The sequence below is a fragment of the Mycobacterium lacus genome (genome assembly GCF_010731535.1).
GTDB classification, from domain to species: domain Bacteria; phylum Actinomycetota; class Actinomycetes; order Mycobacteriales; family Mycobacteriaceae; genus Mycobacterium; species Mycobacterium lacus.
This window is the reverse complement of sequence record NZ_AP022581.1, coordinates 5057314-5080833: the sequence shown is the minus strand read 5'-3', so window position 1 is coordinate 5080833 and position 23520 is coordinate 5057314. Positions and strand designations below refer to the sequence as shown.

Annotated in this window: 24 protein-coding genes and 2 pseudogenes; 11 read left to right on the top strand and 15 right to left on the bottom strand. The window is 65.9% G+C overall.

Translation table 11 applies throughout. The annotated features are described in order from the left end of the window. Positions 1-134: 134 nt before the first annotated feature. From dmpG to G6N24_RS23555, 3 genes are all read right to left on the bottom strand, one after another. Positions 135-1163 (bottom strand): 4-hydroxy-2-oxovalerate aldolase, encoded by a 1029-nt coding sequence (gene dmpG, locus G6N24_RS23570; protein WP_085162412.1) that lies wholly within the window; start codon positions 1161-1163, stop codon positions 135-137. Next, positions 1160-2074 (bottom strand): acetaldehyde dehydrogenase (acetylating), encoded by a 915-nt coding sequence (locus tag G6N24_RS23565; protein WP_085162413.1) that lies wholly within the window; start codon positions 2072-2074, stop codon positions 1160-1162. The genes dmpG and G6N24_RS23565 overlap by 4 nt, the downstream gene beginning before the upstream one ends. Before the next feature lie 178 nt (positions 2075-2252). Continuing rightward, complete coding sequence (locus tag G6N24_RS23555; protein ID WP_085162415.1) at positions 2253-3038, bottom strand: 2-keto-4-pentenoate hydratase; 786 nt, start codon at positions 3036-3038, stop codon at positions 2253-2255. A 71-nt stretch (positions 3039-3109) separates the two neighbouring features. On the opposite strand from G6N24_RS23555, the gene kstD reads away from it, so the two are divergent. The 4 genes from kstD to G6N24_RS23535 all read left to right on the top strand — a co-directional run bounded on the left by kstD (position 3110) and on the right by G6N24_RS23535 (position 6464). After that, entirely contained in the window at positions 3110-4804 is a 1695-nt protein-coding gene (gene kstD, locus G6N24_RS23550; RefSeq protein ID WP_085162422.1) for a 3-oxosteroid 1-dehydrogenase, read from the top strand. Position 4805: 1 nt separating this feature from the next. Beyond that, the gene (locus G6N24_RS23545) at positions 4806-5666 is read left to right on the top strand and encodes a MaoC/PaaZ C-terminal domain-containing protein (protein ID WP_085162416.1); all 861 of its coding nucleotides are present in this window, start codon (positions 4806-4808) and stop codon (positions 5664-5666) included. Between the two features lie 112 nt (positions 5667-5778). Beyond that, positions 5779-6036, top strand: coding sequence for a ribbon-helix-helix domain-containing protein (locus G6N24_RS23540; protein ID WP_085162417.1), 258 nt, complete (start codon positions 5779-5781; stop codon positions 6034-6036). Beyond that, positions 6033-6464 carry a type II toxin-antitoxin system VapC family toxin gene (locus tag G6N24_RS23535; RefSeq protein ID WP_085162418.1) on the top strand — a complete coding sequence of 144 codons (432 nt, stop codon included), beginning with the start codon at positions 6033-6035 and terminating at the stop codon, positions 6462-6464. The genes G6N24_RS23540 and G6N24_RS23535 overlap by 4 nt, the downstream gene beginning before the upstream one ends. Positions 6465-6656: 192 nt before the next feature. Here the strand turns inward: G6N24_RS23535 and G6N24_RS23530 are convergent. The 10 genes and pseudogenes from G6N24_RS23530 to G6N24_RS23480 all read right to left on the bottom strand — a co-directional run. After that, positions 6657-6791 (bottom strand): annotated as a pseudogene (locus tag G6N24_RS23530) (toxin-antitoxin system HicB family antitoxin); the annotation flags it as partial. 95 nt (positions 6792-6886) lie between these two features. Next, positions 6887-7642, bottom strand: coding sequence for an IS21-like element helper ATPase IstB (gene istB / locus G6N24_RS23525; protein ID WP_163745618.1), 756 nt, complete (start codon positions 7640-7642; stop codon positions 6887-6889). Between the two features lie 72 nt (positions 7643-7714). Further along, positions 7715-9268: pseudogene (gene istA / locus G6N24_RS23520) on the bottom strand (IS21 family transposase). A 156-nt stretch (positions 9269-9424) separates the two neighbouring features. Continuing rightward, positions 9425-9682 carry a hypothetical protein gene (locus G6N24_RS23510; RefSeq protein ID WP_085162339.1) on the bottom strand — a complete coding sequence of 86 codons (258 nt, stop codon included), beginning with the start codon at positions 9680-9682 and terminating at the stop codon, positions 9425-9427. Positions 9683-9872: 190 nt separating this feature from the next. After that, the gene (locus G6N24_RS23505; protein WP_085162340.1) at positions 9873-11057 is read right to left on the bottom strand and encodes a lipid-transfer protein; all 1185 of its coding nucleotides are present in this window, start codon (positions 11055-11057) and stop codon (positions 9873-9875) included. After that, a complete protein-coding gene (locus G6N24_RS23500; protein WP_085162341.1) occupies positions 11057-11446 on the bottom strand; it encodes a MaoC family dehydratase in 390 nt (129 codons plus the stop codon). The genes G6N24_RS23505 and G6N24_RS23500 overlap by 1 nt, the downstream gene beginning before the upstream one ends. Then, positions 11443-12381, bottom strand: coding sequence for a bifunctional MaoC family dehydratase N-terminal/OB-fold nucleic acid binding domain-containing protein (locus G6N24_RS23495; protein ID WP_139822561.1), 939 nt, complete (start codon positions 12379-12381; stop codon positions 11443-11445). The genes G6N24_RS23500 and G6N24_RS23495 overlap by 4 nt, the downstream gene beginning before the upstream one ends. Continuing rightward, complete coding sequence (gene fadE29 / locus G6N24_RS23490) at positions 12378-13541, bottom strand: acyl-CoA dehydrogenase FadE29 (RefSeq protein WP_085162342.1); 1164 nt, start codon at positions 13539-13541, stop codon at positions 12378-12380. Before fadE29 ends, G6N24_RS23495 begins: the two co-directional genes overlap by 4 nt. Beyond that, on the bottom strand, positions 13526-14602 hold the full coding sequence (locus G6N24_RS23485; RefSeq protein ID WP_085162343.1) for an acyl-CoA dehydrogenase family protein: 1077 nt from the start codon (positions 14600-14602) through the stop codon (positions 13526-13528). The genes fadE29 and G6N24_RS23485 overlap by 16 nt, the downstream gene beginning before the upstream one ends. Before the next feature lie 18 nt (positions 14603-14620). Further along, positions 14621-15877: a cytochrome P450 gene (locus G6N24_RS23480; protein WP_085162344.1), complete on the bottom strand. Its 1257-nt coding sequence runs from the start codon at positions 15875-15877 to the stop codon at positions 14621-14623. 156 nt (positions 15878-16033) lie between these two features. Between G6N24_RS23480 and G6N24_RS23475 the strand changes: the two genes are divergently transcribed. From G6N24_RS23475 to G6N24_RS23465, 3 genes are all read left to right on the top strand, one after another. Further along, a complete protein-coding gene (locus tag G6N24_RS23475; protein WP_085162345.1) occupies positions 16034-17197 on the top strand; it encodes a steroid 3-ketoacyl-CoA thiolase in 1164 nt (387 codons plus the stop codon). Beyond that, the gene (locus G6N24_RS23470; RefSeq protein ID WP_085162346.1) at positions 17197-17568 is read left to right on the top strand and encodes a nuclear transport factor 2-like protein; all 372 of its coding nucleotides are present in this window, start codon (positions 17197-17199) and stop codon (positions 17566-17568) included. Before G6N24_RS23475 ends, G6N24_RS23470 begins: the two co-directional genes overlap by 1 nt. Before the next feature lie 152 nt (positions 17569-17720). Then, the gene (locus G6N24_RS23465) at positions 17721-18167 is read left to right on the top strand and encodes a nitroreductase family deazaflavin-dependent oxidoreductase (RefSeq protein ID WP_085162347.1); all 447 of its coding nucleotides are present in this window, start codon (positions 17721-17723) and stop codon (positions 18165-18167) included. Between the two features lie 73 nt (positions 18168-18240). On the opposite strand, the gene G6N24_RS23460 is transcribed toward G6N24_RS23465, so the two are convergent. Then, positions 18241-19155 carry an SDR family oxidoreductase gene (locus G6N24_RS23460; protein ID WP_085162348.1) on the bottom strand — a complete coding sequence of 305 codons (915 nt, stop codon included), beginning with the start codon at positions 19153-19155 and terminating at the stop codon, positions 18241-18243. Between the two features lie 20 nt (positions 19156-19175). Beyond that, entirely contained in the window at positions 19176-19961 is a 786-nt protein-coding gene (locus G6N24_RS23455; RefSeq protein ID WP_139822563.1) for an SDR family oxidoreductase, read from the bottom strand. Positions 19962-20024: 63 nt separating this feature from the next. On the opposite strand from G6N24_RS23455, the gene echA20 reads away from it, so the two are divergent. Genes echA20 through ipdC form a run of 4 tightly spaced genes read left to right on the top strand, consistent with a single transcriptional unit; the run spans position 20025 to position 23459 of the window. Next, on the top strand, positions 20025-20768 hold the full coding sequence (gene echA20 / locus G6N24_RS23450) for a (7aS)-7a-methyl-1,5-dioxo-2,3,5,6,7,7a-hexahydro-1H-indene-carboxyl-CoA hydrolase (RefSeq protein WP_085162349.1): 744 nt from the start codon (positions 20025-20027) through the stop codon (positions 20766-20768). 2 nt (positions 20769-20770) lie between these two features. Further along, entirely contained in the window at positions 20771-21652 is an 882-nt protein-coding gene (gene ipdA / locus G6N24_RS23445) for a cholesterol ring-cleaving hydrolase subunit IpdA (RefSeq protein WP_085162350.1), read from the top strand. Then, positions 21649-22392: a cholesterol ring-cleaving hydrolase subunit IpdB gene (gene ipdB / locus G6N24_RS23440; RefSeq protein WP_085162351.1), complete on the top strand. Its 744-nt coding sequence runs from the start codon at positions 21649-21651 to the stop codon at positions 22390-22392. Before ipdA ends, ipdB begins: the two co-directional genes overlap by 4 nt. Continuing rightward, entirely contained in the window at positions 22389-23459 is a 1071-nt protein-coding gene (ipdC, locus tag G6N24_RS23435) for a (3aS,4S,5R,7aS)-5-hydroxy-7a-methyl-1-oxo-octahydro-1H-indene-4-carboxyl-CoA dehydrogenase (protein WP_085162352.1), read from the top strand. The genes ipdB and ipdC overlap by 4 nt, the downstream gene beginning before the upstream one ends. Positions 23460-23520: the final 61 nt, after the last annotated feature.

Here is a 23520-nt window from a genome sequence, read left to right as displayed (position 1 = left end):
CTTACCCGGGAGGGCCCCCCACGACAAACGCTAGAACAGGACCGGCGGACTAACTCGATTTCCGCCAAATCCGTCAAAATAATTCGGAGAGCGTCGCCGCCGAATAATTAACGGCCTCGTTAACGCGTAATGGCCTACCGGCTTTCTTGCTCGCGTTTGATTTCCAGGGCAATGTCGATGAGTTGGTCTTCCTGGCCGCCGATGAGCTTGCGCTGGCCCGCCCGGTGCAACAGTTGATGCGCCGGCACACCGTAGCGTTCGGACTGGCGAACGGCGTGTTTGAGGAAGCTGGAGTAGACCCCGGAGTAGCCCATGATCAACGCGTTGCGGTCGAGCAGGCATTCGGCGGGCATGGCCGGGCGCACTACGTCCTCGGCGGCATCGGCGATGTCGAAGAAGTCGATGCCGGTCTTGACGCCGATCTTGTCGAACACCCCGATCAGCGCCTCGACCGGCGCGTTGCCCGCGCCGGCGCCGAAGCGGCGGCAGGACCCGTCGATCTGCTTGGCGCCCGCGCGCACGGCCTCCACCGAGTTGGCCACCCCCAGCCCGAGGTTCTCGTGCCCGTGGAAACCCACTTGGGCGTCGTCGCCGAGCTCGGCGACCAGCGCCGACACCCGGTCGGCCACGCCGTCGAGAACGAGGGCTCCCGCCGAGTCGACGACATAGACGCACTGGCAACCGGCGTCGGCCATGATGCGCGCCTGGGCGGCCAGCTTCTCCGGCGCGACGGTGTGCGCCATCATCAAAAACCCGACGGTCTCCAGCCCCAGCTCGCGAGCCAGCCCGAAGTGCTGGATCGACACGTCGGCCTCGGTGCAGTGGGTGGCGATCCGGCAGATCGACCCGCCATTGTCCTGCGCTTCCTTGATGTCCTCCTTGGTGCCCACCCCGGGCAGCATCAGGAACGCGATCCGGGCCTCTTTGGCGGTCTGAGCCGCAAGCTTGATCAGTTCCTGCTCGGGGGTCTTGGAGAAGCCGTAATTGAACGACGAGCCGCCCAGGCCGTCGCCGTGGGTCACCTCGATCACGGGCACCCCGGCGGCATCCAGCGCCGCCACGATCGCTCCGACCTCATCCTTGGTGAACTGATGGCGTTTGTGGTGCGAGCCGTCGCGCAGCGACGTGTCGGTAATGCGAACGTCCCAAATACTGTCACTCATCGCGCGCCTCCCGTGACCGCAAGCATCTCCTTGGCGATCTCCTCGCCGACCTTGGTGGCCGCCGCGGTCATGATGTCGAGGTTGCCCGCATACGGCGGTAGGTAATCTCCAGCACCCTCGACCTCGACGAACGTAGTGACCACGGCCCGTCCACCGGAGTTGAGCGACGGCTCATCGAACTGCGGCTCGTTGAGCAGCCGGTATCCCGGCACATAGGTCTGCACCTCGGCCACCACCTGGTGAATCGACGCCGCGATCGCCGCGCGGTCGGCATCCTCGGGAATGGCGCAGAAGATGGTGTCGCGCATGATCATCGGCGGTTCGGCGGGATTCAAGATGATGATCGCCTTGCCGCGCGCGGCCCCGCCAATGGTCTCCACCCCGCGCGCCGTGGTCTTGGTGAACTCGTCGATATTGGCGCGGGTCCCGGGGCCAGCCGATACGGAGGCCACCGACGCGACGATTTCGGCGTACGGAACGGTCACCACCCGAGAAACCGCATACACGATGGGAATCGTCGCCTGTCCCCCGCAGGTGATCATGTTCACGTTCGGTGCGTGCAGATGCTCGCGCAGGTTCGCCGGGGGAATCACCGCCGGACCCACCGCGGCCGGCGTCAGGTCGATGGCCCGGATCCCCGCGGCCGCATACTTCGGCGCCGCGTCCTTGTGCACGTAGGCGCTGGTTGCCTCGAATACCAGGTCGGGCTTCTCGGGTTGCTCCAGCAGCCAGTCCACCCCCTTGTAGGTGGTCTCCAAACCCAGCTTGGCCGCGCGCGCCAACCCTTCGCTTTCCGGGTCGATGCCCACCATCCAGCGCGGTTGGAGCCACTCCGATCGGCGCAGCTTGTACAGCAGGTCGGTGCTGATATTTCCCGAACCGACAATGGCCACGCTTGCCTTGGACGGCATTGAACGCTCCCTACCCTATGGTCGCGACCCGCTGCGCCCGGCTTCGCCGCGCTTGCGATCGCTCCCTATGGTCGCGACCCGCTGCGCCCGGCTTCGCCGCGCTTGCGATCGCTCCCTACCCTATGGTCGCGACCCGCTGCGCCCGGCTTCGCCGCGCTTGCGATCGCTCCCTGTTCTCTTATTCGAACGACAACCGAACCGAACCCAGGCCCGTGAAGTCGGCGACGAACTCGTCCCCCGCCCGCGCTTCGACCGCAAACGTGCATGACCCCGGCAACACGATGTCGCCTTTTCGCAGGCGCACCCCGAAGCTTTCCACCTTGCGGGCCAGCCACGCCACCGCGGTGACCGGGTTGCCCAGTACCGCGTCGCTGCGGCCCTCGGCGACCACCTCACCGTTGCGGGTCAGGGTCGCGTCGATCGCCTTGACGTCGATATCTGCCGGCGACACCCGGGCCGCACCGAGCACGAAGCCGGCCGACGAGGCGTTGTCGGCGATGGTGTCGCATATCGCGATCTTCCAGTCGGCGATCCTGGTGTCGATCAGCTCGATCGCCGGGACCAGGGCTTCGGTTCCCGCCAACACGTCGTCGTCGGTGCAGTCGGCACCCGGCAGGTCCGCGGCCAGGATGAAGCCCACCTCGACCTCCACCCGCGGAGACAGGTAATTCTCCGCCTTCACCGGGCTGTCTTCGAACACCCGCATCTCGTCGAGCAGATGCCCGTAGTCAGGCTCGTCGACACCCATCAACTGCTGCATCACCTTCGACGACAGCCCCACCTTGTGGCCCACCACCCGGGCCCCCTCGGCGACCCGCTGACGGATGTTGATCAGCTGGATCTCGTAGGCGTCGACGACGTCGATATCGGGGTAGGCGGCGGTCAGCGGGGCGATCGGCTCGCGGCTCCGCTCGGCCTGAGCCAAGTCGGCGGCCAGCTCGTCACGGGTGGCAACAGTGAGCATTACCGAAGTCCCCTCGTCCGTGTGACCGGGTCAGTAGCGCCTGACCCGGGCAATTCTATAACGTGTTCTACATGACAGCGCAGGAGTACGACGTCGTCGTGGCCGGCAGCGGCGCCGCCGGCATGGTGGCTGCTTTGACCGCCGCACACCGAGGCCTCTCGACAGTAGTGGTCGAGAAGGCTGAGCACTACGGCGGGTCGACCGCGCGCTCGGGCGGCGGCGTCTGGATTCCCAACAACGAGGTGCTCAAGCGCCGCCGGGTGAAAGACACTCCCGAGGCGGCCCGCGCCTACCTGCACGGCATCGTCGGCGATGTCGTCGCGCCGGAACGCATCGACGCCTACCTCGACCGCGGCCCCGAGATGTTGTCCTTCGTGCTGAAGCACACGCCCTTGAAGATGTGCTGGGTGCCAGGCTATTCCGACTACTATCCCGAGGCGCCGGGTGGGCGCCCCCGCGGCCGTTCGATCGAGCCAAAGCCGTTCAACGCGCGCAAACTTGGTGTCGATGAAGCCGGGCTCGAACCCGCCTATGGCAAGGTGCCGCTCAACGTCGTTGTGATGCAACAGGACTACGTGCGTCTCAACCAGCTGAAGCGCCACCCGCGGGGTGTGCTGCGCAGCCTGCGGGTCGGCGCCCGGACGATGTGGGCGAAGTCCACCGGCAAGAACCTCGTCGGCATGGGCCGAGCCCTCATCGGACCACTGCGGATCGGGCTACAGCGAGCCGGCGTTCCGGTGAGGTTGAACACCGCGCTCACCGACCTCTACGTCGAGGACGGCCCCAACGGCCCCGTCGTGCGCGGCGTCTACGTCCGCGATACCACCGCACCCGAATCCGCTGAGCCGCAGCTCATCCGGGCCCGGCGCGGCGTGATCCTGGCCTGCGGCGGCTTCGAACACAACGAACAGATGCGGGTGAAATACCAGCGCGCGCCCATCACCACCGAGTGGACCGTCGGCGCCAAAGCCAACACCGGTGACGGCATAGTTGCCGGCGAAAAGCTAGGTGCTGCATTGGATCTGATGGAAGATGCCTGGTGGGGCCCGACGGTGCCGCTGGTCGGCAAGCCGTGGTTTGCGCTGTCGGAGCGCAACTCGCCGGGATCGATCATCGTCAACATGTCCGGCAAGCGATTCATGAACGAATCGATGCCCTATGTCGAAGCCTGCCACCACATGTACGGCGGCGTACACGGCCAGGGGCCCGGCCCGGGCGAGAACATTCCCGCGTGGCTGGTGTTCGACCAGCAATACCGGGATCGTTATATCTTTGCTGGACTGCAACCCGGGCAACGTATTCCGCGCAAATGGATCGACTCCGGCGTGATCATCCAGGCCGAGACACTCGACGAGCTTGCCGCCAAGGTCGGCCTTCCCGTCGATGAATTCACCGCGACGGTCACGCGTTTCAACGGCTTTGCCCGTTCCGGTGTCGACGAGGACTACCACCGCGGGGAGAGCGCGTACGACCGCTACTATGGCGACCCGACCAACAAGCCGAATCCCAATCTCGGCGAGATCAGTCACCCGCCTTATTACGCCGCCAAGATGGTGCCGGGGGATCTGGGCACCAAGGGCGGCATCCGCACCGATGTCCATGGGCGTGCGCTGCGCGACGACGGCGGCGTCATCGAAGGTCTCTACGCCGCAGGCAATGTCAGCGCCCCGGTGATGGGCCACACCTACCCCGGTCCAGGCGGCACCATTGGGCCGGCGATGACCTTCGGCTATCTCGCGGCCCTGCACATCGCGGGAGAGCGCTAACATGCCGATCGACGTGGAAGTCGCCCTGAACGCGGTATTGGACCCGATCGAATTCTCTTGGGCCAGCAGCGATGTGCAGCTCTATCACCTGGGGCTGGGCGCCGGCGCGGATCCGATGGATCCGCGCGAGCTGCGCTACCTGGTGGACGACACGCCACAGGTGCTGCCGACGTTCGCCACCGTGGCCGCGACCTTCCACGCCACCAAGCCGCCGACCGTGCGGTTTCCCGGCATCGACATCGAGCTGAGCAGGGTGCTGCACGCGAGTGAGCGGGTGGAGGTGCCCGCGCCACTGCCGCCGTCGGGATCGGCGCGGGCGGTCACAAGGTTCACCGACATCTGGGACAAGGGCAAGGCCGCGGTGATCCTAAGCGAGACAACGGTGACCGCGCCCGACGGCGCGCCGCTGTGGACGCAGAAGCGGTCGATATTCGCCCGCGGCGAAGGTGGATTCGGCGGCCAGCGCGGGCCGTCAGCGTCGGACGCGGCGCCGGACCGGGCACCCGACCTGGAGGTCGCGATGCCGATTCTCCCACAGCAGGCGCTGCTCTACCGACTCTGCGGCGACCGCAACCCGCTGCACTCCGATCCGGAATTCGCCTCTGCTGCAGGCTTTTCCCAGCCCATTCTGCATGGCCTATGCACCTACGGCATGGCCTGCAAGGCCATCGTCGACACGCTGATGGACGGCGATGCCGGGGCCGTGGCCGCCTACGGCGCACGTTTCGCCGGGGTGGCCTTCCCCGGCGAAACGCTCACGGTCAACATCTGGAAGGACGACGGCCGCATCGTGGCCTGTGTTGTCGCGCCTTCGCGCGACAACACAGTAGTTCTCAGCGGCGTCGAGCTCGTCCCGGTCTAGCGACCCGTCGGCGAGCAGACGCAGAAGCCCCCAAACCAGCTGGTTTTGGGGGCTTCTGCGTCTGCTCGCGGGCACATCATGACAGCAATTGTCTTGATGCTATGATTACCACATGCGTACCACCGTGACGCTGGATCCCGATGTTGTCGCGGCCCTGCAGCGCGCAGCCCGCGAGCGGGGAACCTCTTTCAAAGCGGTCCTGAACGACGCGGTGCGGCGCGGATTGGGCGGCGAGCCCTCCCGGCGGCGCTATCGCACGCCAAGTCGCGACATGGGACTGCGAGCGGGATTCGACATCGACAAGGCGTTGACGCTGGTTGCGGCGGACGAGGACGCAGAGGTCTTACGTAAGCTTGCGCTCCGCAAATGAGACTGCTCGATCTCAACATCCTTATTTACGCGATCGACGAGTCGTCACCTCGCCATGAGCCGGCTCGCGCTTGGCTTGACGACACCTTGTCGGGCTCGGGCACAGTCGCTTTCGCATGGCACGTCCTCGTCGGCTTCGTCCGCCTGTCGACGCGCGCCGCGGTATTTGAGCGGCCTTTGAAGGTCGACGAGGCCTTCGACGTCGTTGATGGATGGTTGGCGCAACCCTGCGTTACGGTCGTTCATCCGACGGATCGCCACACGGTCGTCCTTCGCGAATTGCTGACTCCGCTTGGCGCGGCGGGAAATCTCACCAGCGACGCCCATCTGGCGGCCCTGTCTGTCGAACACGGCGCCGAACTGTGCTCCACCGATGTCGATTTCAGTCGATTTTCCGGCGTGCGCTGGATCGATCCGCTACAGCCGTAGACAGAGCGCGCCGGTCCATCGCAGCGCAACCGGCGTCCGCGCGGCGTGGCTGGCGGCGGCGGTGTGTCGAGGCGCCTAGCCCTGACCGCGGCCTGCCGGTCGCCGGGCGGCGTCCCCGCAGTCACACCAGCACCGGCGGCCGGTCATGACGTGGTGTGCAAATGCGATGGCACATGTGATACCACGACGTCGCTAATCGAAATCGAAGAGGCTGTCCAGCCGCCGCTCAGATCTCCCAGAGAGCTTCTGCACTACCCACTGATTCATCGACACATGTTGCTCAGCGGCTTCGACCGCGAGCCGCAAGTGCAACGCTGGCGAGGTCCTCTGTCGACCGTCACGTAATTCCCCAGGGCTGCCGTCACGGAATTCCCCAGGTGCGGGCCTCGATGGTATGTGTACCGTGCCCGCGGTGGCGTTGTCTAGCTGACGCTGCGTCCGGGCCGTTTGCGGGGCCGGTAGCTGGGTCCGTCCATGAGGATCTGGTAGCTGCTGTTGATGATCCTGTCGAGTAGCGATTCGGCGACGACCGGGTTCGGGAATAGGCCGTACCAGTCGTTGGGGGCGCGGTTGGAGGTCAAGATCAGCGGCTTGCCGCTGACCGCGCGTTCGTTGATTAGCTCGTAGAGGTCGTCGGCGTGCATGGTCGTGTGCTCGCGCATCGCAAAATCATCAAGAATCAACACGAGCGGTTTGGTGTATTCGCGGATGCGTTGGCCCAAACTGCGGTCGGCGTGCCCGCCGGCGAGGTCGGCGAGCATCCGAGAGGTTTTGGCGAAACGGACGTCGCCGCCGCGTCGGGCTACAGCATGCCCGAGTGCTTGTGCCACATGGGTTTTGCCTACCCCAACGGGTCCGTAGAGGATGACCGACTCGCCGGCGTCGAGCCAGCGCAGCGCGGCCAGGTCGCGCAGTATGGCGGCGGGCAGTTTCGGGTTGGCGGAGAAGTCGAAGGATTCGAAGGTGGCTTGTTCTTCGAACTTCGCGCGGCGGATGCGCCGTGTCAGGGCGGCCGATTCGCGGCGGGCGATCTCGTCCTCGCACAGTGCTTGCAGGAATTCGAGGTGCCCGAAGTCGCCGTTGCGGGTCTGGGCTAGCCGGGCGTCGAGGGTGTCAAGCATGCCCGACAGTTTCAGAGTGCGCAGCGCGTTGCGCAGCGCGGGGTCACAAATACCCATGAAGTCGTGTTCTCCTTGTGAAATAGCTTATGTGGGTTGTGATTCGGTCAGATTCCGGGACCCGGGTGACTTTCAGCCGACTCCGCCGGTGTCGCCGGTGGCGAACTGGTCGGGGCCACGCAGGAACGCCGCGGTAGTGGCGGCGGCGCCGGTGGCCGGTTCGGCGGTGGTGGCGTCGTGTTCGGTGCCGGCGGCCAGGATGCCCTTGATGGTCCGATACGCCGGGTCGCCGACGGCGATCGCGCAGGCGCAGGCGGCTTCGAGCCGATCACAGCCGTGCTTGTCGCGCAGCCCGAGCACTCCTTGCGCCGAGCGCAGGTGGTGGATCGCGTTGTCGCGCATGAATTCGGCGATCACCGCTTCGCAGGCGGGGCCGACCTGGGCGGCGGTGTGCCGACACCAGGTGGGGTTTTCATCGCGAAGGCGACCTTCTCCGGCGGGTAGTGGGAGAAGTCGGTGGAGCGCCCGAGGCCCGCCGCACATGGGTGGCGACGACCTCGTTGTGGGCAAAGATCTGCACGATGTCACCGGCGGTGCGGGCGTGCAGGCGCCGCCCGATCAGCCGCCATGGCACGCTGTAGAGGGCCTTGCCGACCTTGAGGTGCGTATCGACCCCCACGGTGCCGATAGACCAGGTGGTGAGTTCGAACGCGTGGCGCGGCAACGGTTTCAACGTATCGGCCTCGATCGCTTCGAACACCCGCAGCGGCTGGCCGCCGTCGAGGGCCCGTGAATGTCGTAGCCCGGCCACCTCCCGGCTCCACCGGGCCGCCTCGCCCTGCATCTGAGCCAGCGAGGTGAACTCGCGGCCCCGCCAGAACGAATCCCGCACATACGGCATCGGCCGCTCGACACGAGGTTTGTCCTTGGGCTTGAACGCCCGGGCCGGGTCGATCAAGCAGTCGTAGTGGGCGGCCAGCTCGGCGTAGGTGCGGTTGATCTTCGGGTCATATAGGTCGGGCTTGTCCACCCCGGTCTTGAGGTTGTCGCACACCAGCCGGGCCGGAATACCATTGAAGAATTCGAATGCCTCGACATGGCAAGTGCACCAGGTGGTTTGGTCCATCCTGACCACAGGGCGAACGAACAGGTGCCGCGAGCACGACAGCACCATGACAAACGCCCACACTGCGACTCGCTTGGCTGTGGCCGGGTTCAGCCACATTCCTAACCGGCCGTAGTCGATCTGCGCTTCGCTGCCCGGCGGCACTTCGCCGCGCGGCACGCTCACCCGAGCACGAGCCACCTCATCGGCGAAATTCATTGCCACCCAACGCCGCACAGAGGACTCCGACACGTCGACCTGATGGTCGTCACGTAGCCGCTGCGCGATCGTGGCGACCGTAACATCGGCGTGCAGCCAGTCCTGATCCGGTCGCTATGCCGGTCGATCAACGGCCACGTCGATGCCCGCGCGCCGCGATCATCCAGTCCGGGAAACCACTGCGCGATCCGCGCCGCCCACTGCTCGGCGCTCAGCGGTTCTCCGCCTGGGCCAATGCCCTCGGCGACCGCCGGGGCCAGATACTTGCGGATCGTCTTACGATCCATCCCCAGCGACTGCCACAACTGCACCTGTGAGCGACCAGCCTGCCAATGCGTGTACAACTCGATCAGATCGAACATCTCGATATCTCTCCTCGCCATCAGTGCCCCTTCGTCCGCCGTACTCCGACGGATCAAGAGCGAACATGTGTGCGAGGCCCACACCCGGCAGACACACCGCCCAGGGTGGGGAATTACCTGACAGCCAGGGTGGGGAATTCCGTGACGGACAACCCCTCAAACCTGGGGAATTGCGTGACCGCTGACAGTCCTCACCACGAACCTGCCGCTGTATTGCCGTTCGGTCAGCGGCGCCGGCAGTTCCTCATCAACCGCCTTACGCTCCGCTATGAGCTCGTCGACGGCTCGCTCGACAGCGGCCGTAGCCTGCTGCAGGGTCGGAGCCCATCGCAGCAGCCACGGCAACTCGATGCACCGGACAACGTATTCGCCATGCTCAGGCGACCATTCGGCGCGGTAGGTGTAGTGGTTCATGGGCGACGCGGTATCACATGCGCCATCGACTTGGCGAAGGCACCGCCGCCCTCCTCTAGCGACTCAAGTGACTCCTGAGTCTTGTGAGGTTTGCTTCCTATGGGAACCGATAAACCAGCCATCGCGGCGGTAGCATTTCATAGAGTTCGGCCACCGTCACTTCAGCGCCTGCGGGCAAAGGCGGCAAACCCTAACCCAGAATCAGACCGGAGGTCGGCACCCCGGTCCCCGCGGTGACGAGCACGTGCTCGACGTCGGGTACTTGATTCACCGAGGTGCCGCGCAGTTGCCGAACGCCCTCCGCGATTCCGTTCATGCCGTGGATGTAGGCCTCACCGAGTTGACCCCCGTGCGTGTTGATGGGCAACCGCCCGCCCACCTCGATCGCGCCGTCGGCGATGAAGTCCTTGGCTTCCCCCCGGCCGCAAAATCCCAACTCCTCCAACTGAATCAGGGTGAACGGCGTGAAGTGGTCATAGAGCACGGCGGTCTGGATGTCGGCCGGCGCGAGCCCCGACTGCTGCCACAGCTGCCGGCCCACCAGGCCCATCTCCGGTAGGCCATCCAACTCGGGCCGGTAGTAGCTGACCATCGTGTATTGGTCGGGACTCGAGCCCTGCGCGGCCGCCTCGATGATCGCCGGCCTCTGCTTGAGGTCGCGCGCCCGCTCGAGCGAGGTAACCACGATCGCGACGGCGCCGTCGGTCTCTTGGCAACAGTCCAGCAGCCGCAACGGTTCGGCAATCCAGCGCGAATTCTGGTGGTCCTCAATGGTTATCGGCTTCTCGTAGAAGTACGCCTTCGGATTCTTGGCGGCGTGCCTGCGGTCGGCCACCGACACCGCGCCGAAGTCCCGGCTAGAAGCACCGGAAAGATGCATATACCGTCGAGCGATCATCGCGACCTGCGCGGCCGGCGTCGAAAGCCCGTGTGGATACGAGAACGAATTGTCCACGCCCGTCGAATCGGCATTCTCCGTCAGCCGCGTCTGCACCTGGCCGAACCGCATGCCGGACCGCTCGTTGAACGCCCGGTATGCCACCACCACGTCGGCCACCCCGGTCACGACGGCCATCGCCGCATGCTGGACGGTCGCGCACGCGGCGCCGCCGCCGTAGTGGATCTTCGAGAAGAACTTCAACTCGCCGATACCGACCGCACGTGCGACGGCGACTTCGGTGTTGGTGTCCATCGTGAAGGTGGTCAGACCATCGACGTCGGCCGGGCTTAGGCCCGCGTCGCCCAATGCATCCAACACCGCCTCGGCCGCCAGCCGCAGCTCGCTGCGACCGGAGTTTTTCGAGAAGTCGGTGGCGCCAATGCCGACGATGGCGGCCTTGCCGGACTGGAGGTACCTCCCGCTCGCGGGGCCCACTAGGCGCCTCCAATCGTCAACTTCACCGTGGCGATGACATGATCACCAAGGCTATTGCGGCCCAGCACCTTTACCGTGATCACACCGTCCTCCACGGCCGTCACCTCACCGGAGAACGTCACCGTGTCGTAGGCGTACCATGGTACGCCCAGCCGCAGCCCGATCGACTTGATCAACGCCGACGGCCCGGCCCAATCGGTGACGTAACGCTGCACCAGCCCGGTGTCGGTAAGGATGTTGACAAAAATGTCCTTTGACCCCTTGGCAATAGCCTTGTCCCGATCGTGGTGCACATCCTGGAAGTCCCTGGTGGCCAGGGCCGTTGAGATGATGAACGTCGGATCCCCGTAGAGCTTGAGCTCCGGCAGCACAGTGCCAACAGCCGTCATTCGTCAGGCTCCCACGCGTAGAGGCTCCACTCCGGAAAATCGATATAGGTCGCCCGCACCGGCATTCCGATCTCGACCCGAGACGGGTCGACACCGCGCAACTCGCCCAGCATCCGCACGCCTTCCTCGAGCTCTACCAACGCGATCACGAAAGGTAAAGTGCGACCAGGCACCTTCGGCGCGTGGTGCACCACGAAACTGAACACCGTGCCGCGACCACTCGCGACGCAATACTCGATCGGCGCCGACTTGTCCTGCCACACCGCCGGCACCGGCGGGTGCTGCAGGCTGCCGTCCGGCCGCTTCTGAATCCGCAACTCGTGGGCTTTCACCCCTTCCCAGAAGAACGCGGTGTCGCGCGACGACGACGGCCGCATCATCGCATCAGGGTCCAGATCGCCCGGTATAGCCGCGTCAGCCGATCCGGCGGGCTTGAACTTGAGGATCCGCCAGTTCATCTCGGCCACATCCTGGTCACCAACCCGCCACACGACGTGCTGGTTGATGAAAAAACCTTCGCCGAGGGCGGTTTGCTTGGGCCCCACCACGTCGGCAAGCTCGGCGGTGATGCTGACTTCCTCGCCGGGCTGCAGATACCGGTGATAGGTCTGCTCACAGTTGGTGGCCACCACGCCGATATAGCCCGCATCGTCGAACAGCTTGATGATGGGCCCCAGCGGATCGTCCTTCGGACGGACCCCGCCCAGGCCGTACATCGTCCACACCTGAATCATCGCCGGCGGAGCGACAATTCCCGGGTGACCGGCAGCGCGCGCCGCGGCCTCATCCACATAAATGGGATTGCGGTCGCCGATGGCCTCCACCCAGTTGTTGATCATCGGCTGGTTCACCGGGTCCCGGCCGGCGCGCGGTTTGCTACCACCGGCCGCCTTGATCTGAGCGACGGCTTCGTGGATGTCGGTCACCTCGGTCATCGGGGCACCCTCGGTACCTTGAGACCGGATGCGGCGATCATCTCGCGCATGACCTCGTTCACTCCGCCGCCGAACGTAATCACCAGATTGCGCTTGGTTTGGGAGTCCAACCAGCCCATCAGCTCCGCGGTGTCCGACTCGGCCGGGTTGCCATACCGGCCGACGATCTCCTCGGCGAGCCGCCCGACGTACTGAACACGTTCGGTGCCAAAGACTTTCGTCGCCGCGGCGTCGGCCACGTTGATATCCTCACCTGCCGCCGCTACCTGCCAATTGAGCAACTCGTTGATCCGCCACATCGCATGAATCTCGCCCAGCGCGCGCTTGACGTCGGCATGATCGATCGGAGTGACGCCGTCGCCACCTGGCTTGGACGCCCAGGCGTGCAGCCGGTCGTAGATGGCGGCGAACCGACCCGCCGGGCCCAGCATCACCCGCTCGTTGTTGAGCTGGGTGGTGATCAGCCGCCAGCCGTCGTTCTCCTCGCCCACCAGCATGTCGGCCGGCACCCGCACGTCGTTGTAGTAGGTGGCATTGGTGTGGTGGGCGCCGTCGGACAGGATGATCGGCGTCCAGGAGTAGCCGGGATCCTTCGTGTCGACGATCAGTATGGAAATGCCTTTGTGCTTACCGGCTTCCGGGTCGGTACGGCAGGCCAGCCAGATGTAGTCGGCATCATGCGCACCGGTGGTGAAGATCTTCTGGCCGTTGACGATGTACTCGTCGCCGTGGCGCACCGCGGTAGTGCGCAACGACGCCAGGTCGGTGCCCGCCTCCGGTTCGGTGTAACCGATCGCGAAGTGCACCTCACCGGCCAGGATCGCGGGCAGGAACTTCGTCTTCTGCATCTCGCTGCCGTACACCTGCAGGGTCGGGCCCACGGTCTGTAGCGTCACGGCGGGCAGCGGCACGTCGGCCCGATGGGCCTCGTTGACGAAGATCTGCTGCTCGATCGGGCCAAAGCCCAAGCCGCCGAACTCCTTTGGCCACCCGACGCCGAGCTTTCCGTCCCGGCCCATCCGCCGGATCACCGCGCGGTAGGCGGCGCCGTGGCGATCCTTCTCCATCTCCTCGCGCTCGTCGGTCGAGATCAAATTTGAAAAGTATTGTCGTATCTCGGCCTGCAGCCGCCGCTGCTCCGGGGTCAGTTCGATGAACATTGCGCTCCCACCGGGTCGTCTGGGTGGCGACCCGCCGCGCCCGGCTCCGCCGCGCTTGCGATCGCCACCCGGTCGAGACGATGTGAAGGCCCGCCCAGCAGCCGGGTCAGGTCCTTGATCGTCGAGTAGTACCGGTGCATCGGGTAGGTGATGTCCATCCCCATCCCACCGTGCAGGTGGTGGCAGGTCTGCATCACCGGCGGCGCCTGCGACGTCAGCCAGTACCCGAGGACGTCGAGATCATCGTTGGCATCCAGACCCTCGGCCAACCGCCAGATCACCGACTTGGACGCCAAATCGATGGTGCGCGAGGCGATATAGACCTCGGCGAGCTGTGCGGCCACGGTCTGAAAGGTCGACAGCGGCTTGCCGAACTGCTTGCGGTTGGCCACGTAATCCGCGGTCAACCGCAGCGCCCCGGCCACCAGCCCGTCGGCGTAAGCACCAATCATGGCCAGCGCCAACTGGTTTACCCGACGCGCGGCAGCGCCCGTCAACACATCGGAATCGTCAACCGCAACGCCCTCAAACGTCACCGTGTACTCGTCGGAACCATTCGACGTCGGCGTGCGGACCAGCCGCACACCGCCGGTCTTTGGTGATACCACCACGACCGCGTTGTCGGCCGTGACGATCATCCAATCCGCCGACTCGGCATATCCCACACCAATCTTGGTGCCCGACAACCGGCCGCCGTTGTAGCCCACCGCGGGCCGGTCGGGCAGCGCCGCACCCGGCTCGTTGAGCGCGGCGGTCAACACTGCACCCTTGCCCACCCCGGACAAAAACCGGTCCTGCTGCTCGACCGATCCCAGATCGAGCAGCGGGACCACACCAAAGCCCAGGGTCGTCAGCGCCGGCGTGATGGCGCCGTGGCGTCCCACCTCGGTCAGCACCGTCCCGACCTCGGACAACCCAACGCCGTCGCCGCCCAGACGTTCCGGCACCGGCAACGCCGTCACGCCCCCGTCGACCAGAGCCGTCCAACTCAAGTCCCGTTCCATAACCGACGTGACAACGTCGGCAACGGCTTGTTGTTCCGCGGTGAGCTGGAAATCCATCGCGGCTCTCTTAATCCATCAATGGGCAACCGGGCACTTGGCGCCGGTGTAGTCGACCCGCCAGTGTTTGATCCCGTTGAGCCAGCCCGACCGCAATCGCTCGGGCGCCGAGATCGGCTTCAAATCCGGCATGTGGTCGGCCACAGCGTTGAAGATCAGGTTGATCGTCATCCGGGCCAGGTTGGCGCCGATGCAGTAATGCGCGCCCGTACCGCCAAAGCCGACATGCGGGTTCGGGTTTCGCAGGATGTTGAACGTGAACGGATCGTCGAAGACCGATTCGTCGAAGTTCGCCGACCGGTAGAACAGCAGAACCCGCTGGCCCTTCTTGATCTGCACGCCGGACAGCTCGTAATCCTCCAGGGCGGTGCGCTGGAAGCAGGTGACCGGTGTGGCCCAGCGGACGATCTCGTCGGCGGCGGTCTCGGGACGCTCCTTCTTGTACAGCTCCCACTGGTCGGGGTGGTCGGCGAACGCCATCATTCCCTGCGTAATGGAGTTCCGGGTGGTCTCGTTCCCGGCCACCGCGAGCATCACCACGAAGAAGCCGAACTCGTCGTCGGAGAGCTTCTCACCATCGATGTCGGCCTGGACCAGCTGGGTCACGATGTCGTCGCCCGGATTCTTCGCCCTCTCCTCGGCCATCTTCATCGCATAGCCGATCAGCTCGGCCGACGACACCTTCGGGTCGATATGGGCGTACTCCGGATCCTCGTTGCCGGTCATTTCGTTCGACCAGTGGAACAGCTTGCCGCGATCCTCCTGGGGCACGCCGAGCAAACCCGCGATCGCCTGCAGTGGAAGCTCGCAGGACACCTGCTCGACAAAATCGCCGGAACCGGCCGCCGCCGCCTCTCGGGCGATGTTCTGGGCGCGCTCGTTGAGTTCGTCGCGCAGCCGTCCGATGGCACGCGGCGTGAAACCGCGGGAGATGATCTTGCGCAGCCGGGTGTGGTGCGGGGCGTCCATGTTGAGCATGACGGCCCGCTGCACATCGATGTCCTCGCGGGCGATGTCATTGTGGAACCGCGGGATCGCGCCGTTTTGCCAGCTGGAAAAGACGTCGCTGCGCAGCGACACCTCCTTGACGTCCTTGAGCTTCGTCACCGCCCAGAACCCGCCGTCGTGGAAGCCGCCGCCCTTGCCGGGAGCCTGTTCGTTCCACCAGATCGGCGCGGCCGCCCGCAGCTCGGCGAACTCCTCGACCGGCAGCCGCTCGGCGTAGATGTCGGGGTCGGTGAAATCGAACCCGGGGGGAAGATTGGGGCTGGGCACGCTATGTCTCCTTACTGCAGTCCTCGATGACTTGTGGCAGGACACTAGTTGTCCTAGTGATGCTCATCTGCCAGTAAAACATGCCTTCACCGCAGAGAAAAGGAATCGAGGCATCGTCGCTTGTCAGAGTAATGAAACGTGTTCTAGCCTGGCTCCATGGGCAATCCGGTAATCGTTGAGGCCACCCGCAGCCCGATCGGCAAACGCAATGGGTGGCTGTCAGGCCTGCATTCCACCGAGCTGCTTGGTTCTGTGCAAAGGGCGCTGGTCGACAAGGCCGGTATCGACGCCGGAGACGTCGAGCAGGTCATCGGCGGATGCGTGACCCAGTTCAGCGAGCAGTCCAACAACATCAGCCGGACGGCCTGGCTGACCGCTGGTTTACCGGAGCACGTGGGTGCCACCACCGTCGATTGCCAGTGCGGCAGTGGCCAGCAGGCCAATCACCTGATCGCCGGGTTGATCGCCATCGGCGCGATCGACATCGGCATCGCCTGCGGCATCGAGGCGATGAGCCGGGTGGGCCTGGGTGCCAACGCGGGTCCGGACCGCTCGCTGATCCGCGCGCAGTCGTGGGACATCGACATGCCGAACCAGTTCGAGGCTGCCGAGCGGATCGCCAAACGACGCGGCATCACCCGCGAGGACATCGACGAGTTCGGCTACGCCTCCCAGGCCAAGGCAAAGCAGGCCTGGGACGAGGGCCGCTTCGACCGCGAGATCTCGCCGATCGAAGCGCCGGTGCTTGACGAGCAGAAGCAGCCCACCGCCGAGCGTCACATGGTCTCCCGTGATCAGGGCCTGCGCGACACCACCATGGAGGGATTGAGCCAACTCAAGCCGGTGCTCGAGGGCGGCATCCACACGGCGGGCACGTCGTCGCAGATTTCCGACGGTGCCGCGGCCGTGTTGTGGATGGACGAATCCGTGGCACGGGCACACGGCTTGACCCCGCGAGCCCGGATCGTTGCCCAAGCACTCGTCGGCGCCGAACCCTACTACCACCTGGACGGTCCGGTGCAGTCGACGGCGAGGGTGCTGGAGAAGGCCGGCATGAAGATCGGCGACATCGACATCGTCGAGATCAACGAGGCGTTCGCATCCGTGGTGCTGTCCTGGGCGCGGGTGCACGACCCCGACATGGCCAGGGTCAACGTCAACGGCGGCGCGATCGCGTTGGGTCACCCGGTGGGCTGCACGGGCAGCCGGCTGATCACCACCGCCTTGCACGAATTGGAGCGATCCGATCGCAGCACAGCGCTGATCACCATGTGCGCCGGCGGCGCCCTGGCCACCGGCACCATCATCGAGCGGATCTGATGGGCGTCTCGGAGGCCGACCGCATCGCGGCGGCGCAGGCATATATCGACGCACTGGTCAGCCATGACGCCGACGCCGTTCCGTTCGCGCCTGATTGCGTCCGGATCGAGATGGGCGTCAAAACCGGGTTCTCCGGAAACCACCTGCGGCGCAGCCTCAATCGCGGCCCGCAGTTCCGTGTCATCGCTGATACGACCCGGCCCGAGTACACCGTCACCGGCGACGAGGTGCGCGCGGTGTACGACGTGTTGACCAAGGTCTCGTTGGGCGGGCGGCGGGTCGCGTCACATGTTGACGAAACCTTCGTGATACCGGACGACGGGCTGATCCATCACATCAGGGCCAGTTTGCGTCCTTTCATTCAGCACTAGCCCGGCGACGATGCGGCCCGCGCAGCGGGGTGAGGAGAAGCCGGGCAATTCAGCACTAGCCCGGCGACGATGCGGCCCGCGCAGCGGGGTGAGGAGAAGGTACCGCCCGCTTGCGGGGGAGAGCCGGGCAATTCAGCACTAGCGGAGGGTAAATGAAAAGGCCACGCGCCCTGAACTCGCCCTGGACCAGCCAATTCATCAAGTGGATGGCACGCGCCAACACGTGGATCTATCGGCGCACCGACGGAAAGCTCGGCGGCACGTTCCAGAAGAGTCCCGTCGCGCTGCTGACCACCACCGGCCGCAAGACCGGGCAACCGAGGGTGAGCCCGGTGCTCTACCTGCGCGACGGAGACCGCGTGATCCTGGGCGCCTCCTCGGGTGGCCGCGACAAACACCCGATGTGGTACCTCAACCTCAAGGCCAACCCCAAAGTGCAGGTCCGGATCAAGAAAGAAGTGCTCGACCTTGCCGCGCGGGACGCCACCGACGAAGAGCGCGCCCGCTACTGGCCGCAGTTGGTGGCCATGTATCCGATGTTCGAGCACTACCAGTCCTGGACCGACCGGACGATTCCGATCGTCGTCTGCGCTCCTTGAGTCGCCGGACGTGCAACCACGGCGAAGAATCGGCGGCGGAGATTTCGCCGCACGTCCACGTTCGGTGTATCGACTAGGCCCCGTAAACCGGCACCGGCGTTCGCGACTTGGCCAGCAGGTCGGTGACGACGGGCCCCAACTCGGCGGGATCCCATTTCGCGTCCTTGTCGATCTGCGGGCCGTGCGCCCAGCCTTCGGCGACGCGGATCAGGCCGCCCTCGACCTCGAACACCTTGCCGGTGACGTCGCGGGATTCGGTGCTGCCCAGCCACACGACGAGTGGCGAGACGTTCTCCGGCGCCATCGCGTCGAATCCGCCGTCCTCGGGTGGGGCCATAGTTTCGGCGAACACGGCTTCGGTCATCCGGGTGCGGGCGGCCGGCGCGATCGCGTTGACGGTGATCCCGTAGCGGCCCAACTCGGCGGCGCCGACGAGGGTCAGCGCGGCGATGCCCGCCTTGGCCGCCGAGTAGTTGCCCTGTCCGACGCTGCCCTGCAATCCGGCGGCGGAGCTGGTATTGATGATCCGCGCGTTAAGATCATCCGGGCCGGCCGCACCGGATTTGATCTGCCGCCGCCAGTAACTCGCCGCGTGCCGCAGCGTCGCGAAATGCCCTTTGAGGTGCACACGAATAACGGCGTCCCACTCGCCTTCGCTGGTGTTGGCCAGCATTCGGTCGCGGATGAAACCGGCGTTGTTGACCAGCACGTCAAGCCGGCCAAAGGATTGGATTGCCGTCTCGATGAGGTTCTGCGCGCCCGTCCAGTCCGCGACGTCGTCGCCGTTGGCGATAGCCTCCCCGCCGGAGGCGGTGATCTCATCGACCACCTGCTGTGCCGGGCTTTCGCCGGCGGATCCGTCCAGCCCCACACCGACGTCGTTGACCACCACGCGCGCACCCTCCGCGGCGAAGGCCAACGCGTGCGCGCGGCCGATGCCGCGGCCCGCGCCGGTAATGATGACCACCCGGCCGTCCACCAAGCCCATACCCACTACTCCTCTACTCGTTACTTGTTGGCGCTCGAGGCGGCCAGATAGGGCGGCGGCTCACCGCCCCCGTGCACCTCCAGCGTCGCGCCGCTGATATACGAGGCGGCGTCGGAAGCCAGAAACGCTGCGGCCCAACCAATATCGGTGGGTCGTGCCAGCCTGCCCAAGGGCACGGTGGCAGCAACGCGGGCTATCGACTCCGCGTCACCGTAGAACAGTTCCGACTGTTCGGTTTCCACCATGCCGACCACGACCGCATTGACCCGTATCTTGGGCGCCCATTCCACCGCCAGCGTGGCGGTGAGGTTTTCCAGGCCGGCCTTGGCCGTGCCGTACGCGGCCGTGCCCGGGGTGGGACGGCGACCGCTGACGCTGCAAACGTTCACGATCGACCCGCCTCCCTGCTGTTGTTGCATCAGCCTGTTGGCCTGTTGCGAAACCAGCAGCGGCGCAAGCAGATTGAGTTCGACGATCTTGCGGTGAAAATTGGGCGTGGCCTCGGCGGCCAACGCATACGGGGATCCGCCGGCGTTGTTCACCAGCACGTCGAGGCGACCGTGCCGCTCACGGATCGTGTCGACGAGCCGAACCACGGACCCCTCGTCACGGACGTCGCAGGCGTGGAACTCATGCGGCAGACCCTCGACGGCGCGCCGCGCGCAGGTGACGACGGTCGCGCCCTGCTCGGCGAAGACCGAACTGATGCCCGCGCCGACGCCCCGGACGCCGCCGGTCACTAAGACCACCCGCCCGGCCAACCCCAACTTGATGGCATCGGCATCGGCCGATACGGCGCTAGTCACTGTGGTAGTGTACCAAGCAAGTGCTTGCTTCGGGTAGCCGATCCGTCTGTTAGGAAGTGCCCAGTGACGATCACAGCCACCACCCCGGAACCGGGCATCGTCGCCGTTACCGTCGACTACCCGCCGGTCAACGCCATTCCCTCCAAAGGCTGGTTCGAACTCGCCGATGCGGTGACGGCCGCCGGCGCGGATCCCGAGACCCGCGCGGTGATCCTGCGCGCCGAGGGCCGCGGCTTCAACGCGGGCGTGGACATCAAAGAGATGCAGCGCACCGAGGGATTCACCGCACTGATCGGCGCCAACCGCGGCTGCTTCGCCGCGTTCCGCGCGGTCTACGAGTGCGCGGTTCCGGTCATCGCCGCGGTGAACGGGTTCTGCGTCGGCGGCGGCATCGGCCTGGTCGGCAACTCCGACGTCATCGTGGCCTCCGACGACGCCACCTTCGGGCTGCCGGAGGTGGAACGCGGCGCGCTCGGCGCGGCGACCCATCTGTCGCGGCTGGTGCCGCAACACATGATGCGGCGGCTGTTCTTCACCGCGGCCACCGTCGATGCCGCGACCCTGCATCACTTCGGCTCGGTGCACGAGGTGGTGCCCCGCACCGAGCTCGACGAGGCGGCGTTGCGGGTCGCACGTGACATCGCCGCCAAGGACACCCGGGTGATCCGCGCGGCCAAGGAGGCTCTTAACCTTATCGACGTGCAACGGGTTAACTCGAGTTACCGCATGGAGCAAGGCTTTACGTTCGAGCTCAACCTCGCCGGGGTGTCCGACGAGCACCGCGACGCGTTCGTGAAGAAGTCCTGACCGTGGCCGACAAACGCACCACCCTCGACGACGCCGTCGCACAACTACGCAGCGGCATGACCATCGGCATCGCCGGCTGGGGATCGCGGCGCAAGCCCATGGCCTTCGTGCGGGCCATGCTGCGCACCGACGTCACCGGCCTGACGGTGGTCACCTACGGCGGGCCCGACCTGGGGCTGCTGTGCTCGGCGGGCAAGGTGAAGCGCGTCTACTACGGGTTCGTCTCGCTGGACTCGCCGCCCTTCTACGACCCCTGGTTTGCCAAGGCGCGCACCACCGGGGCAATCGAGGCCCGCGAGATGGACGAGGGCATGCTGCGCTGCGGGCTGCATGCGGCGGCGCAACGACTACCGTTCCTGCCCATTCGCGCCGGGCTGGGCAGTTCGGTGCTCGACTTCTGGGAAGGCGAACTGCAGACGGTAACCAGCCCTTATCCGACGGACGGCAGCCACGAGACGCTGCTCGCCATGCCGGCGCTGCGCCTCGACGCCGCCTTCGCCCACCTCAATCTTGGTGATGCACACGGCAATGCCGCCTATACCGGAATCGACCCCTACTTCGACGACCTGTTTCTGATGGCCGCCGACAAACGCTTCCTCTCGGTGGAGCGCATCGTTGCGACTGACGAATTGGTCAAAGCGGTTCCACCACAAGCGTTGTTGGTGAACCGGATGATGGTCGACGCGGTCGTGGAGGCACCCGGTGGCGCACACTTCACCACCGCCGCACCGGATTACGGCCGCGACGAGACGTTCCAACGCCACTACGCCGAGGCCGCCTCGACGGCGGATGGCTGGCGGCGGTTCGTCCAGACGTACCTCTCCGGCAGCGAGGACGACTACCAAGCCGCAGTGCGAGCGTTCGCTGGGGAGGCCTCCAAGTGACCACCCGGGCCGAGGTGTGCGCGGTCGCCTGCGCCGAATTGTTCCGCGACGCGGGCGAGATCATGATCAGCCCGATGACGACCATGGCGTCGATTGGAGCCCGGCTGGCGCGTCTCACGTTCTCCCCCGACATCCTGCTGACCGACGGCGAGGCCCAGCTGCTGGCGGATACCCCGGCGTTGGGCAAGACGGGAGCCATCGAGGGCTGGATGCCGTTCGGCCGGGTGTTCGAGACGCTGGCCTGGGGCCGACGACATGTGGTGATGGGCGCCAATCAGGTTGACCGCTTTGGGAATCAGAACCTGTCGGCGTTCGGGCCGCTGCAGCATCCGACCCGGCAGATGTTCGGTGTCCGGGGTGCGCCCGGCAACTCCATCAACCACGCGACCAGTTACTGGGTCGGCAACCATTCCAGGCGGGTATTCTGCGAGGCGGTCGACGTGGTCTGCGGCATCGGCTACGACAAGGTGGCCCCGGGCAACCCGGCGTTCCGGTTCGTCAACGTCTTCCGGGTGGTGTCCAACCTCGGGGTGTTCGACTTCGCCGGCCCGGACCACACGATGCGGGCACTGACCCTGCACCCCGGGGTCTCGCCCGACGACGTCCGCGAGGCCACCTCGTTCGAGGTGCACGGGCTCGACGAAGCCCCCGAGACGAGGCTGCCGACCGACGAGGAGCTGCGCCTGATCCGCGAGGTCATCGATCCGAAGGCGCTGCGCGACAGGGAGATCCGTTCGTGAGGCTCAAGACACCGCTGACCGAGCTGGTCGGCGTCGAGCACCCGGTGGTGCAGACCGGGATGGGCTGGGTGGCAGGCGCCCGGCTGGTGTCGGCGACCGCCAACGCGGGCGGGCTCGGCATCCTGGCGTCGGCCACCATGACGCTGGACGAGCTGGCAACGGCGATCGGCAAGGTGAAGGCCGCCACCGACAAGCCGTTCGGGGTGAACATCCGTGCCGATGCCGCCGACGCCGGCGAGCGTGTCGAGCTGATGATCCGCGAGGGCGTGAAGGTGGCCTCGTTCGCCCTGGCGCCCAAGCAGGAGCTGATAGCGCGGCTGAAAGAGGCTGGTGCCGTGGTTATCCCGTCGATTGGCGCGGCCAAGCATGCGCGCAAGGTCGCGGGCTGGGGTGCCGACGCGATGATCGTGCAGGGCGGCGAAGGCGGCGGGCACACCGGACCCGTCGCCACCACACTGCTGCTGCCGTCGGTGCTCGACGCCGTCAAGGGCACCGGCATCCCGGTGATCGCCGCGGGTGGCTTCTTCGACGGCCGCGGCCTTGCCGCGGCCCTGTCGTATGGGGCGGCCGGGGTGGCGATGGGCACTCGGTTTCTGCTCACCTCGGACTCCACCGTGCCCGACGCCGTCAAGCGGCGGTACCTAGAGGCGGCCCTGGACGGCACGGTGGTCACCACCCGCGTCGACGGCATGCCGCACCGGGTGCTGCGCACCGGGCTGGTCGAGAAGCTGGAAAGTGGTTCGCGGGCAAGGGGTTTCGCGGCCGCCGTGCGCAATGCCGCGAAGTTCAGGAAGATGTCGCAGATGACCTGGCGGTCGATGATCGCCGACGGCCTGGCGATGCGCCACGGCAAGGATTTGACCTGGTCGCAAGTGGTGATGGCGGCCAACACCCCGATGCTGCTGAAGGCCGGCCTGGTCGAGGGCAACACCGAGGCCGGCGTGCTGGCCTCCGGTCAGGTGGCCGGAATCCTCGACGACCTGCCGTCGTGCAAAGAGCTGATCGAGTCGATCGTGCGCGATGCGATCGAGCGTCTGCGGGCCGCCTCGGCGCTGGTGGCCGACTGATCCGCCGACTGTGAATCGCACTACGCGACACGCCGATCCGGCGTCGCGTGGTTCACTCTCG

What these genes read in the sequence shown, in the direction of transcription:
- dmpG (WP_085162412.1), bottom strand. Translation starts at nt 1,163, where the DNA reads ATGAGTGACAGTATTTGGGACGTTCGCATTACCGACACGTCGCTGCGC.
- G6N24_RS23565 (WP_085162413.1), bottom strand. Translation starts at nt 2,074, where the DNA reads ATGCCGTCCAAGGCAAGCGTGGCCATTGTCGGTTCGGGAAATATCAGC.
- G6N24_RS23555 (WP_085162415.1), bottom strand. Translation starts at nt 3,038, where the DNA reads ATGCTCACTGTTGCCACCCGTGACGAGCTGGCCGCCGACTTGGCTCAG.
- kstD (WP_085162422.1), top strand. Translation starts at nt 3,110, where the DNA reads ATGACAGCGCAGGAGTACGACGTCGTCGTGGCCGGCAGCGGCGCCGCC.
- G6N24_RS23545 (WP_085162416.1), top strand. Translation starts at nt 4,806, where the DNA reads ATGCCGATCGACGTGGAAGTCGCCCTGAACGCGGTATTGGACCCGATC.
- G6N24_RS23540 (WP_085162417.1), top strand. Translation starts at nt 5,779, where the DNA reads ATGCGTACCACCGTGACGCTGGATCCCGATGTTGTCGCGGCCCTGCAG.
- G6N24_RS23535 (WP_085162418.1), top strand. Translation starts at nt 6,033, where the DNA reads ATGAGACTGCTCGATCTCAACATCCTTATTTACGCGATCGACGAGTCG.
- istB (WP_163745618.1), bottom strand. Translation starts at nt 7,642, where the DNA reads ATGGGTATTTGTGACCCCGCGCTGCGCAACGCGCTGCGCACTCTGAAA.
- G6N24_RS23510 (WP_085162339.1), bottom strand. Translation starts at nt 9,682, where the DNA reads ATGAACCACTACACCTACCGCGCCGAATGGTCGCCTGAGCATGGCGAA.
- G6N24_RS23500 (WP_085162341.1), bottom strand. Translation starts at nt 11,446, where the DNA reads ATGACGGCTGTTGGCACTGTGCTGCCGGAGCTCAAGCTCTACGGGGAT.
- G6N24_RS23495 (WP_139822561.1), bottom strand. Translation starts at nt 12,381, where the DNA reads ATGACCGAGGTGACCGACATCCACGAAGCCGTCGCTCAGATCAAGGCG.
- fadE29 (WP_085162342.1), bottom strand. Translation starts at nt 13,541, where the DNA reads ATGTTCATCGAACTGACCCCGGAGCAGCGGCGGCTGCAGGCCGAGATA.
- G6N24_RS23485 (WP_085162343.1), bottom strand. Translation starts at nt 14,602, where the DNA reads ATGGATTTCCAGCTCACCGCGGAACAACAAGCCGTTGCCGACGTTGTC.
- G6N24_RS23475 (WP_085162345.1), top strand. Translation starts at nt 16,034, where the DNA reads ATGGGCAATCCGGTAATCGTTGAGGCCACCCGCAGCCCGATCGGCAAA.
- G6N24_RS23470 (WP_085162346.1), top strand. Translation starts at nt 17,197, where the DNA reads ATGGGCGTCTCGGAGGCCGACCGCATCGCGGCGGCGCAGGCATATATC.
- G6N24_RS23465 (WP_085162347.1), top strand. Translation starts at nt 17,721, where the DNA reads ATGAAAAGGCCACGCGCCCTGAACTCGCCCTGGACCAGCCAATTCATC.
- G6N24_RS23460 (WP_085162348.1), bottom strand. Translation starts at nt 19,155, where the DNA reads ATGGGCTTGGTGGACGGCCGGGTGGTCATCATTACCGGCGCGGGCCGC.